This window comes from Streptomyces sp. NPDC052043 (assembly GCF_044548235.1).
Taxonomy (GTDB): domain Bacteria; phylum Actinomycetota; class Actinomycetes; order Streptomycetales; family Streptomycetaceae; genus Streptomyces.
Window position 1 is genome coordinate 78,334 of sequence record NZ_JBIUBT010000016.1, and the last position, 12,114, is coordinate 90,447.

The 12,114-nt window shown below is 73.2% G+C and carries 9 protein-coding genes; all 9 read right to left on the reverse strand.

The features are described 5' to 3' along the window. Positions 1 to 9 precede the first annotated feature (9 nt). Positions 10 to 2,187 carry a S9 family peptidase gene (locus ACIHCX_RS32100; protein WP_400035740.1) on the reverse strand — a complete coding sequence of 726 codons (2,178 nt, stop codon included), beginning with the start codon at positions 2,185 to 2,187 and terminating at the stop codon, positions 10 to 12. 416 nt (positions 2,188 to 2,603) lie between these two features. After that, the gene (locus ACIHCX_RS32105) at positions 2,604 to 4,388 is read right to left on the reverse strand and encodes an N-acetylglutaminylglutamine amidotransferase (protein ID WP_400035742.1); all 1,785 of its coding nucleotides are present in this window, start codon (positions 4,386 to 4,388) and stop codon (positions 2,604 to 2,606) included. Between the two features lie 253 nt (positions 4,389 to 4,641). Next, a complete protein-coding gene (locus ACIHCX_RS32110) occupies positions 4,642 to 5,805 on the reverse strand; it encodes a glutamate--cysteine ligase (RefSeq protein ID WP_400035744.1) in 1,164 nt (387 codons plus the stop codon). Positions 5,806 to 6,071: 266 nt separating this feature from the next. Further along, the gene (locus ACIHCX_RS32115; RefSeq protein WP_400035746.1) at positions 6,072 to 6,536 is read right to left on the reverse strand and encodes a hypothetical protein; all 465 of its coding nucleotides are present in this window, start codon (positions 6,534 to 6,536) and stop codon (positions 6,072 to 6,074) included. A 55-nt stretch (positions 6,537 to 6,591) separates the two neighbouring features. Continuing rightward, positions 6,592 to 6,861 (reverse strand): hypothetical protein, encoded by a 270-nt coding sequence (locus ACIHCX_RS32120; RefSeq protein WP_400035748.1) that lies wholly within the window; start codon positions 6,859 to 6,861, stop codon positions 6,592 to 6,594. Between the two features lie 167 nt (positions 6,862 to 7,028). Continuing rightward, positions 7,029 to 8,267 (reverse strand): cytochrome P450, encoded by a 1,239-nt coding sequence (locus tag ACIHCX_RS32125; RefSeq protein WP_400035750.1) that lies wholly within the window; start codon positions 8,265 to 8,267, stop codon positions 7,029 to 7,031. A gap of 53 nt (positions 8,268 to 8,320) precedes the next feature. Continuing rightward, the gene (locus ACIHCX_RS32130) at positions 8,321 to 9,715 is read right to left on the reverse strand and encodes an NAD(P)/FAD-dependent oxidoreductase (protein ID WP_400035752.1); all 1,395 of its coding nucleotides are present in this window, start codon (positions 9,713 to 9,715) and stop codon (positions 8,321 to 8,323) included. Then, positions 9,705 to 9,950 (reverse strand): ferredoxin, encoded by a 246-nt coding sequence (locus tag ACIHCX_RS32135; RefSeq protein WP_400035754.1) that lies wholly within the window; start codon positions 9,948 to 9,950, stop codon positions 9,705 to 9,707. The genes ACIHCX_RS32130 and ACIHCX_RS32135 overlap by 11 nt, the downstream gene beginning before the upstream one ends. 209 nt (positions 9,951 to 10,159) lie before the next feature. Next, on the reverse strand, positions 10,160 to 11,794 hold the full coding sequence (locus ACIHCX_RS32140) for a multicopper oxidase family protein (RefSeq protein ID WP_400035756.1): 1,635 nt from the start codon (positions 11,792 to 11,794) through the stop codon (positions 10,160 to 10,162). Between the last annotated feature and the right edge of the window lie 320 nt (positions 11,795 to 12,114).

A 12,114-nucleotide genomic window follows, 5' to 3' on the forward strand; every position in this document is an offset into this window, starting at 1 on the left:
GCGCCCGTGTCAGCCGGTCAGGTGGCGCTCGATCCAGTCGGCGGCGGTCCTGCGGAAGGCCCGGCGGTTGTCCGCGCGCCGGAAGTCGTGACCCTCGTCGCGCAGGACGAGGAGTTCCGCCTCCACCCCGCGCTCCCGGGCCGCCCGCACGAACTGCTCGGACTCGCCCGGCGGCACGTTGCTGTCGTGTTCGCCGTGCACGGCCAGCACCGGCACGCGCAACGCGTCGATGCGGCTCATCGGCGACAGCGCGTGCAGCAGCTCACGGTCGTGTTCCGGATGCCCGTACTTGTGCGCGGCCGACTGCGCCAGCCACGGCTCGGTGCCCGCGAAGAACGTCGCGAAGTCCGACATCCCGCACACCGGGACGCCGGTGCGGAACAGCTCCGGATGCCAGACGAGGGACGCCATCGCCAGGTAGCCGCCGTAGGAGTGGCCCATCACGGCCAGCCGGAGCGGGTCGGCCAGGCCCTCCAGGAGCACGTGTGCCGCGCAGTCGGCGACGTCGTCGATCGCGGCGAACCTGCCCCGGCCCAGATCCGCGTCGACGAAGGACCGGCCGTAACCGGAGGAGCCGCGCACGTCGGGGGCGAAGACGTCCAGTCCCCGGCCCAGCAGCTCGTGGTAGAGCGGGTCGAACACCGGGCGCTCCTGCTCCTCCGGGCCGCCGTGCAGATGCAGCACGCAGGGGGCGGGCTCCCGCGGCGAGCGGCCCGGCGCACGGTAGTACCAGCCGCCGAGGCCCAGCCCGTCCCGGGCGACGGGGCGCACCGGAACCGGTCGTACGGGACGGTGGACGCCGGGCGCGACGACGTCCTCGTCGCGCGAGGACCACGGGGTGCGCAGCGCGGCGCCCTGGGGCAGCCACCACACACCGGGCCGGCGCAGCGACCCCGACAGCGCCACGACGGGCGCGTCCGGGTCCGCGGTGACGGCCACCCGGGTGACGACCTCGTGCGGGAGCGGCACGGCGCGGGACGGACCGGAGGCCCTCCCGGGTACGGGGACCAGCGGGGCCACCTCCAACTCACTGACCCCGCGCACGTTCCAGGAGAGCACGGCGCCGCGGCCGTCGCGGTCCAGGGCCAGCAACTCCAGCCCGCTGCCGTCGCGTTGGGCGGCCACTTGCAGGTCGAGCCGCCGTCCCCGCCGGTCCAGGGCGACCGCGTACAGGGCGGCGTGCTCACGCTCGTGGTCGCTGCGCAGCCACAGCGTGCGGCCGTCCGGCGCGAACGCGCCGATCCACGGGTCGCCGTCGGCGACCGGCACCGCGCAGGTCACCCGCAGGTCCCGGACGCGCACGACCAGGGCCTCACGCCGGGCCCGCGGTCCCCGGCGCACCAGCGCCAGCCGTCCGTCCCGGCTGACGTCGCACACGCGCAGGGTCGCGGCCTCCCGCTCGCTCACCAGCAGTACGGCGGCCGCCGCGCCGTCGGGGTCGACGAGGTACGCCGACAGGGTCCTGGGCGTGGGTTCGGCCGAGGCGGTACCGCGGTCGGCGGCGGAGACGCCGGTGACGTGAGCCGGCGGTTGCGTGGGGCGGGACGGTGCGCCCAGGAGGGTGGCTCGGCCGTCGCGTGCGGTCCAGCCTTCCGGGTGGACCGTCACGGCGGAGTCGGAGGCGAGGAAGGCGAGGGAGGCGGAGGAGGCGGTGCCCGCGCCGGGACCGAGCGCTTCGCCCAGCCCGGCGAGTCCGGCGCCGGGCTCCGCGCCGACCGGGGGGAGGTACGCGGGGGCCTCGGCGACCGTCACGGCGAGCGCCGAACCGTCGTGCGTCCAGCAGCCGAGGTACGCCGAGCTCCCCGGCTCGCCGCCCGCCAGGACCCGCCGCCCGGTGCCGTCGGGGCGCACGCACAGCACGCGCGTGTGCTCGCTGCCGCCCGGTGCGGTGGTGTACGCGATCCACCGCCCGTCGGGCGACCAGGAGACCTCGGTCACCGGATCCAGCTCGGTGTCCAGCAGGTGCACGTCGTCGCCGTCGACCGGGCCCGCCCACAACTGGGGCACCCCGCCCCGGTCGCAGATGAACGCGACATGCCGTCCGTCGGGGTCGGCCGAGGGGTACCAGCATCCGTGCGAGACGAGGACCCGCGGCACCGCGTCGAGCGGCAGGGCCGTGTCGGGCACCAGCACGGGTTCGGGCGCGGCCTGCGCCCCACCCTCCGAGGGGTACGACTGGTCCGTCACGCGCCCGGCTGGGCGTGGCGCCCGGCTCCCCGCCCGCCCCGCCGATGGGGCACGGAAGGGGCCCGCGTCCTCCCCGGCGGAGGCGGGCCGGTCCCCTTCGCGCTCCGCCGGTTTCGTACCCGCCTGATGCGCCGCGCCCCCCGCTCGTCCCCCGTCCGCCGCCGACACGGCCCGCCGTCCTTCCACGGCGCCCCCCGCTCCACCGCCCCGGCCACCTCCCGAGAGGCCTGCCTCGCTCACGGCGGCCGACTCAGCCCGGACGGGGCCGTCGATCCCGTTCCCGGCCCGCCGGGGGCGTGACCCACCCGCCCCGGTCCCGGCCCGGTCGGGGTGTGCGCCCCCCGGCGCGTCACTCGGCGGGGCAGCCGCCGTGGCCCCCGCGTCCCCGGCCGGAAGCGGGGGTGAGGGCGCGCCGGTCAGCGGATTCCGTGGGTCTGCAGCCATATCTCCAGCAAAGCAACCTGCCACAACGCGTTCGCCCCGCGCTTGGTGCGATGGGCGTCGGGCGCGGCGAGCAGCTCGTTGACGTAACTCTGGCGGAACAGCCCGCGGGCCCGCGCCTCGGGGGCGGACAGGGCCTCGCGGACGCGCAGCAGCACCGGCGCGGCCATGTGCTTGATCGCCGGGACGGGGAAGTAGCCCTTCGGCCGGTCGACGACCTCTGCCGGCAGCACCTCGCGGCCCGCCGCCTTCAGGACGCCCTTCCCGCCGTCCGCGAGCTTGAGCCCGGGCGGGCAGGCGGCGGCCAGCTCGACCAGCTCGTGGTCGAGGAACGGCACGCGTGCCTCCAGACCCCAGTCCATGGTCATGTTGTCGACCCGTTTGACCGGGTCGTCGACCATCATCACGTGGGTGTCCAGCCGCAGATCCGCGTCCAGCGCGGTCTCGGCGCCCGGCACGGCCATGTGCGCCCGCACGAAGTCGCCGCAGACGTCGTGACGGGGCAGCACCGAGGGGTCCAGCACGCGCGCGAGGTCGGCGTGCGGCCGGTCGAAGTACGTCTCGGCGTACGCGTCGGCCGCCCGGTGCCGGGGTACGCCCGCCATCGCCGGATACCAGTGGTAGCCGGCGAAGACCTCGTCGGCGCCCTGGCCGCTCTGCACGACCCTGACCTCCTTGGCCACCTGCTCGGACAGCAGATGGAAGGCGACCACGTCATGGCTGGTCATGGGCTCGCTCATGGCCAGGACGGCACCTTCCAGGGCCCGCGAGACACGGTCGGAGGGAACCATCAACTGGTGATGATCGGTGCCGAAGTGCCGTGCCACCAGGTCGGAGTAGTGGAACTCGTCGCCCTCCTCGCCTCCCTCGGACTCGAAGCCGACGCTGAACGTGGCCAGGTCGCACTGCCCCTCGTCGGCCAGCAGCGCCACGATGAGGCTGGAGTCCAGGCCGCCCGACAGCAGCACACCCACCGGCACGTCGGCGACCATCCGGCGCCGCACCGCCGTGCGCAGCGCCTCCAGAACCGCCTCCGTCCAGTCCTGCGCGCTCAGAGCGGCGTACTCGGGGCGGCGCGTGTAGGCAGGCTGCCAGTAGCAGCGGTCGCGGTACGTGCCGTCCGGCTCGACGACCCGGACCGTGGCCGGCGGCAGCTTGCGCACGCCGTTGAGGATGGTGCGGGGCGCGGGCACGGTCGCGTGCCAGCTGAGGTACTGGTGCAGTGCGACGGGGTCGATGGAGGTGTCCACCCCGCCGGCCGCGAGCAGCGCGGGCAGCGAGGAGGCGAACCGGAGCCGTCCGGGCGACTCCGCGAGGTACAGCGGCTTGACGCCCAGCCGGTCGCGGGCCAGGATCACCCGCCCGCTGTCCTGTTCGACGATCACGAAGGCGAACATGCCGAGGAAGTGCTCGACGCAGGAGGTGCCCCACTCCTGGTACGCCTTCAGGACCACCTCGGTGTCGGACCCCGAGAAGAACCGATGGCCTCGCGAGACCAGTTCGCGGCGCAGCTCACGGTAGTTGTAGACACACCCGTTGAACACGCAGACGACCCGTTCCCGGGGGTCGGCCATCGGCTGCGCGCCGCTGTCCGTCAGGTCGATGATCTTCAGCCGCCGGTGGCCGAGGGCGACCGGCCCCTGCGACCACAGCCCGCGGCCGTCGGGCCCGCGGGGCGCGAGCCGGTCGGTCATGCGCTCGACCGCGGCCAGGCCCGGGCGCCCGCCGTCGAAGCGGACCTCGCCGCTGAGCCCGCACATCAGACGGCCCTCCCTTCCGCAGTGGGCCCTTCCACGGTGGGCCCCTCCGCGGCGGCCTCCGCGGCTGCCGCGGGGCGTCTGCCGTCTGTCTCGGAGGCGCGCGGGACCTCGACGGAGGCCGGGGCGGCCGGGCAGCCGGCGGCGGCTGCGGGGGCGGTGTCGGGGGACATGGCGATGACCACTCTCCTGGGACGGTCGTCGGGCACCGCCGGGAACGGCGGCACACGGGCCGGGCCGGGACGGGAAGGGCCCGTCAGGCTCCGGCGCCTCCGGGGATCGGGCTGGGACGGGGGGTGCGGACGGGCCGGGCCGGCGCGGCCACGCGCGGTCCGGTGGCGCCGCGGGTCTCGGCGACCATCAGGTCGATGCTGGCGAGCAGGTCCTCGTCCTCGGCCGCCCGCCGCAGCCGGTGCGCGGCGCTGCCGCAGGCCAGAGCCCGGCTGAGGAGTTCGTGTACGGCCTGCCAGTCGCCGGACGCCTCCAGCGCGGGGCGGAGCCGGGCCGCCATGCCGCGCAGCACCTCGGGTGCGGGGGCCGCGCGCCGGGTGACCGGGTCGACCAGCGCGCCCTCCAGGCCCGAGCGGGCGGCACGCCAGCCCGCGGTCCGCAACCACTCGTGGTGGCCGTCGCACCGTCCGCCCTCCCCGCGGGCCAGCCGGTCGCAGGCGTCCTGGACCAGCGCCCGGAAGAGCCCCGCGACCAGCACGACCGTCTCCACGCGCGGGCAGGCGTCGCAGATCCGCAGCTCCAGCGTGCGCTGGTGCGCGCAGGGCCGTACGTCGTGGTACATCATTCCGGCGTCGCCGATGACGCCCGAGCGGATCAGCTCCTCCAGCACCGCGTCGTACGCGGCGGCGTCGGCGTAGCAGCCGGGCGGTCCGGCGGTCGGCCAGCGCTGCCACAGCATGGTCCGCCAGCTCGCGTAGCCGGTGTCCGCGCCGAGCCAGAAAGGCGAACTGGCCGACAGCGCGAGCAGCGGCGGCAGCCACGGCGCGACCAGGCACATGGCGCGTACGGCGGTGTCCCGGTCAGGGACGTCGACGTGCACCTGCGCGCTGCAGATGAGCTGTTCGTCGGCGACCCTTTGGTACTCGTCGGCCATGTGCCGGTAGCGGCGCCCGGTGGTGACGTCGCCGGGGCTCAAGCGGGCCAGCGGCACGGTGCCGGCGGCCACGGCGGCCAGTCCGAGCGAGGCGGCCGCCGTGTCCAGCAGCCGCCGTGATCGGGCCAGGTCCGCCAGGAGCTCCTCGAGGGTGTCGTGGACCTCGCTGTTGGCCTCCACCACGGACTGCTGGAGTTCGGTGGTGAAACCGGGCCTGTGCAGCCGGTCCAGTACGGCGCGGGCGCGTGGCACCAGCCGGCCGCTCTCCACGTCCAGCACATGGAACTCTTCCTCTGCCCCGATGCGCAGCGTCACGTCACGTTCTCCCCTTGCCTGGGTGCTCACCCGGCCGTCGCGTCCGGTCCCGCTGGGGACCACTGCGACTCCGGGACCCCGAGTGCCCAGACCGGGACCCGCGCAAGCGTCGCGACCGCCTCCGATGTCCCGCGGCCCGACCCGACCGCGTGCCCGGCGCCCCGGTGGAGGGGCAGCGGGCACGCGGTCGGGTGGCCGGGTCCGCGGGCGAGGAATCCGTCCGCGTCCGGCGACGGCGCCGCTTTCCCGGCACCGTGGAGAACGGATCAGTCCCAGAGGGGGTACGTCTGCACGCGCGGGTAGCCCTCCGGCCGTGCCGCCGTGAACTCCAGGCTCAGCCGGGTGAAGTGCCGCACCTCCGGCTGCTTCTTCCAGGGCGCCGGGCTGTCCAGCCGCACGATGACCGGGTACTCGTGGAACCTCCCGGCCGCGCAGTAGGGCTTGCAGTCGTTGACGAGATTGAAGCCCCTGGCCGTCGCGGACCGTTCGTTCCACTGCGACCACTGCAACGAGGATAGGACGCTGTTGCCGTCACCGCAGGCGAGAATGAACGCGCCCGGACGTTGCCGCGGCTTCCACAGGCAGTCGACCAGCACCGGCTGCCCGTCCGTCCGCTGCTCGGCGTGCGCCGCCGAGCGCGTGTTCCCGTGGGAGGCCGCCGGTGCGGCGGAGGCCGTTCCCATGCCGGCCGCGAGCAGTCCCGCGGCGCAGAGCGCGACTGTTGTCCTCATTGTGTATCTGCCCATGTCCGCTCCCGGCCGACGACGTACTGGCTTCCTGAAGACGCTACGACCGCGAGGGGCGACGTACCACTCGTACGGGCCGGTGTACCACTCGACGGGGTGACACCGCGCCCGTGTCGACCGGCGGTTCGTCGGCGTCCTCGGCGTCCTCGGCGTCCTCGGCGTCCTCGTCGTACTGGCAGGTGGCGCAGAGTTCGTGGCGGCCGTCGTGCGTGACGACGGTTCCCCAGCCCAGGCAGTCCTCGCAGTCACGGGCCAGACCCAGATCGGGGCGGGGAGGCGGGGTGGCGTTGTGGTGGGGTCCGTACGCCATACCGGGGCGACTCCTCGAAGCGGCGGTGGGGGGATGCGGACCATTTTGTCCTGTTTTTTAGTTCTGTCCAGACTCTTTTCCTGTTCTTGGGCCCGCACAGGGAGTAGCGGGCATCCGAGAGGAGGTGGTCCGCGGGACCCGGCCGTGCGGTGGGGCCTGCGGTGTCTCTACGAACGCACCGAGTCGACGGCCACGTTCAGATGGCGCGGGCCGCGCAGCACAGCGTTCCGCCGATAGGGTGGCGGGTCCTCCACCAGGCGCGGGTTCTCCAGACGGCGGGCCAGCTCGGCCAGCGCGAGCTGCGCCTCCCGCCGGGCCAGCGGCGCGCCGAAGCAGATGTGGATGCCGCTGCCGAAGCCGAGGTGCTCGATGTCCTCACGGTCGGGATCGAACCGGTCGGGGTCCTGGAACCGCTCCGGGTCCCGGTTGCCCGCGGCGAGCATCAGCCAGATCCGCGAACCCTTGGGGATCGTGACCCCGCGCACCTCGATGTCGGCGACACAGGTGCGCTGCGGCACCAACTGCACGGGAGGCTCGTAACGCAGCAGCTCCTCCACGATCCTGACCGACAGTCCCGGATCCTCGCGCAGCCGGTGCAGGTACTCCGGGTGGCGCAGCAGGGTGAGCATGCCGTTGGTGACGAGGTTGACCGTCGTCTCGTGGCCCGCGATCAGCAGCAGCACCGCGGTGCTGAGCACCTCCATCATCGACATGGTCCCGTCCGGGCCGTGACTGGCCGCCAGGTCGGACAGCAGGTCGTCGCGGGGTTCCTTGACCCGCTGCTCGACCAGACCGGCCAGGTACATGCCCAGCTGCATCCGGGCCTCCTGCGCGGCGCGCTGGACGTCGTCGTCGGTGCGCTGCCGGGTCTCCGGGTCCAGTGCCGCGACGATCGGGTCCACCCAGCTGCGAAAACGCGGCTCGTCCTCGCGCGGCACTCCGAGCAGCCGGCAGATCACCGTCACCGGGAAGGGGTAGGCGAACCGGTCGACGACGTCGATCTCCCGGGCGTCGCCGAAACCGTCGATGAGCTCGGTGATGATCCCGCTGAGTTCCGCGCTCATGGAGTCGATCCGCCGGGGCCGGTGCGGCGGGCCGAAGGAACTGTTGGCGATCCGCCGCAGCCGGTCGTGCTCGGGCGGGTCGAGCCGGATGAAGCTCGGCGGCAGCCCCGTGGCCTCCGGTCCCGACAGCTCGTCCGCCCCGGCGGCGATGAGGTTGGTGGCGTCGGAGCTGACCCTCGGGTCGTGGAGCAGGCCGAGGATGTCGTAGTACGAGCTCACGGCGTAGGGGCCGTCCTCCTCCTCGTGCAGCACCGGTGTCCTGCGCAGCTCCTCGTAGAGCGGGTAGGGGTTGGCGCGGTTGGCGTAGTCGGTGATCCGGCGCAGGAGCGGGGCGTGCGTCATGACGGGTCCTTGGGGCGTGGAGGTCCGGGTCGTAAGGCGGGCGGGGCGCCGGTTCAGTGGCGGGCCGGAGTGAAGACCAGCTGCCGGTCGGCCGGGGAGTACCCGCTGAGGGTCACGGTCGGGCCGTGCGTCGGCAGCGAGGGGTCGGGGAAGTCGGCCGGCACCGGCTTGCGGCCCTCGGGCCGTCGGTCCACCGTCGGGAACTCCACCGGGAACGGCGCGCCCGTCTCGATCTGCCGCTGGTAGAACTCCAGCCACCGCGTGTTGTCGAAGCTCACGGCGGCGATCACACGGCCCTGGTAGCCGTACACCGCGACGAACCGCCGCTCGGCCAGCGACCCCTGGGTGATCATGACCTCCTCGCCCATGGACGGCACGCCGACCGACTTGATGTTCACGCCGAACTGCGCCGACCAGAAGGCGGGCACCCACATGTGCGGGCGCCGGTCGGCGCCGGAGCTGATCATGTTGTGCGCGGCCACCTCGGCCTGGGCGACGGCGTTGCCCCAGTGCTCGAGGGACAGGAACTGGTAGCCGAACAGCGGATGCGGGGAACGGGCGACGTCGCCGGCGACGTAGACGTCGTCGGTGACGATGCCGCGGAAGTCGAAGGCCCGGCAGCCCGCGTCGCAGGCGATGCCGCGGGGGCCGGCGCCCAGCCCCGAGCCGGTCAGCCAGTCGGTGTTGCGGGTCGCGCCCAGCGAGACCACCACCACGTCCGTCTCGACGACACCGCCGTCGGACAGGTGTGCGGCCCGCACCCGCCCGGTCGCGTCCCCCTCCAGACCGGTGACCATGACCCCGGTGCGCAGGTCCACCCCGTTCTCCCGGTGCAGGTCGGCGGCGACCGCGCCGATCACTCCGCCGAGCGCGCCCACCAGGGGAGCGCCGGCCCGTTCCGCGACCGTGACCGCGATGCCCTGGTCCCGGCACGCGGAGGCGATCTCCGAACCGGTGAAGCCGGCCCCGATGACCAGCACCCGGCGCGGCGGGCCCTTCATCCGCCGGTGCAGACGGACCGCGTCGTCCCGGGTGCGCAGCACGAACACCCCGTCCAGCTCGGCCTCGTCGTCCTTCGGCCAGGGCCGGGAGCGCACACCGGTCGCGATCAGCAACCGGTCGTAGGGCACCTCCTCGCCGTCGGCCAGCCGCACCCGCCTGGCCGCCATGTCCAGGCCCGCCGCCGCGACCCCGAGCCGCCAGGTCGCGTCGATGTCCCGGCGCCGGGGCAGCTCGGTGTGTTCCGGGGACGCCTTGCCGAGCAGTACCGCCTTGGACAGCGGGGGACGGTCGTACGGCTCGTAGGGCTCGTCACCGATCATGGTGAGCGATCCGGTGAATCCTTCGGCGCGCAGGGTCTCGGCGGCTCTGAGGCCCGCCAGCGAGGCGCCGACGATCACGATCCGGCCTTCGCGGGTGAGCCACTCGTGGAACTCCTCAGCGGGCATCGGGGACCTCCCGTCCCGCGCCGGCGGGCTCCTCGCCGGTGTCGTCCAGCCCCTCCGCCGTGATCGCCTGCACCGGGCACGCCGCGACGGCCCGCGCGACCCTCTCCCGCTGCTCCCTGCCGGGCCGCGGGTTGTAGACCAGCGACTCCTCGCCGTGCAGGGTGAACACGCTCGGCGCGAGGAAAGCGCACTGCGCGTATCCCTGGCACTTGTTGAGATCGACGACAAGCCTCATTGGCTACCCGCCCTTCCGGCGGCCAGGTCCGCGGAAACCACCCGCTCGGCGGCCACCCTCGGACGGCGGTCATCCCACGTCAGGATCGAAGCTCCGGTGCCCTCCCCGCGCGCCGGGGCCCGCCGAAGGAGTGACGGGACCGGCGCCGCCCCGTCGGGAGCCGCGTCGAACGGCCGGCACGGCCACGTGCGGCCGCCGCGGCGCCGTGGTCACTTGAGGTAGCCGAGGTTGGTCATCATCCCGGACTCGGAGTGGTACTGGTTGTGGCAGTGGAGCATCCACAGGCCCGGGTTGTCGGCGTAGAAGTCCACCACCAGCCTGTCGTGCGGCAGCACGATCGCGGTGTCCTTGCGGGCTCCGCGTGCGTTCGGGCCGGTGATGGCGAAGGTGTGGCCGTGCAGGTGCAGCGGGTGCCACATGCCGGTGTGGTTGAGGAAGGTGATCCGGACCCGCTCGCCCTGGCGGATCGGATGGCGCTGCTCGACCGAGTACGGTTTGCGGTCGAAGCTCCAGTTGTACCACTTCATGTTGCCGGTCAGCTTGATCTGGATCTCGCGGTCCGGCTTGTTGTCGGAGAACGCCACCGACTTGGCGGGGACCAGCTGGTGGGCGGGCAGGAAGCGGCCGTCCAGCTCGTCGGGGTAGACGGAGGGCGCGGGCAGGTCCTTCGACTTTCCGGTGTTCAGTACGGCGAGGGCGCGCGCGTCTTTGCCCTCGGCCAGCGCGACCAGGGGGAACACCCCGTCCTTGGCGGTGACGACGACGTCGTAGCGCTCCGCCATGCCGAGCACCAGCGCGTCGGTCGTACGGTGTTCGACCGGGTAGCCGTCCGAGTGCGTCACCGTCATCTCGTGGCCGCCCAGGGCCACGCGGAACGCGGTGTCGGCACCCGCGTTGATGAACCGGATCCTGATGCGGTCGCCGCGGCGGGCCCGGAAGACCGACGGAGCGTGCGGGACACGGCCGTTGATCAGGTAGTAGGGGTAGTCGACATTGCCGCCCATGCCCTGCAGCATGCGGCTGAGACCGCCCCGCAGGATGCGGTCGGGGCCGTGGGACGAGCCGTGCGGCGCGGAATGCCCGGCGTGGCCGCCGCCGCCCATGTCCATGCCGTGCATGCCCTTGGGAACGGGGCCTTTGACCTTCTGCAACTGGGTGAGTACGCCGTCCGGGGTCGAGCCGTCCAGGCCGTCCACCCAGTCGTCCAGGACCACCACCCACTCCTTGTCGTACGACAAGGGCTCCTTGGGGTCGTCGACGACCAGCGGCGCGTACAGGCCGCGGTCGAGCTGCATGCCCTCGTGCGAGTGCAGCAGGTATGTGCCGGGGTGGGACACCACGAAGCGGTAGTTGAACTCCGAGCCGGGTTTGATGGTGTGCTGGGTCAGCCCCGGCACGCCGTCCATGTCGCAGCGCAGACGCACGCCGTGCGAGTGCATGGTCGTCCCCACGGGCAGGCGGTTGACAAGCGTGAAGTCGAGGATGTCACCCGCGGTGACCCGGACCAGCTCGCCCGGGATCCTGTCGCTGTAGGCCCAGGTCCTGACGGTCTTGCCGGCCAGGTCGAACGACGTCTCCCGGGCGGTGAACCTGTATCTGCGCACCGGCCCGGACCCGCGCCTGCGTTCGGCGGCCAGGACCTCCGGGTCGGACGGGTTCACGTACCCCTTGGGCCCCTTGGGGACGAACGGGTGGACGACGTCGACGAGCCCCGAGCCCGGCCCGGCGCCCTGCGCGGACCCGGGCCCCGAGCGGAGGTCGGCGCCGGTGCAGGCGGTCAGGAGTCCCGAGGCGGCAGCCGTGACCGAGGCACTGAGCAAGGTGCGCCGCGTATATGTGTGCATGACTTGAATAACACACGTTTTGTATCGATATGTGGGAGAACTGGCGCGGCGCGTCCGGTGATCTCGCCAACCATTGCCTGGGTGACGGGGCGATACGGGGCACGGTCCGCGCGGCGACGTGCCGGGCGCGGGCATCTGCGCTATGCTCGATCTTGAGCGAGTCACCGGAACTCCCGGTGATCGACTGTGCGTTGGTGGTCCAAGGAAAGACGCCCCGCTTCCTGCGGGGAGATGCAGGTGCAAGGCCTGCCCGGCGCTCGTGGACAAGCCCCACTCCCGTCAAGGGAGTGGGGCTTTCGTCTTGCCCGCCGAACGGGCGT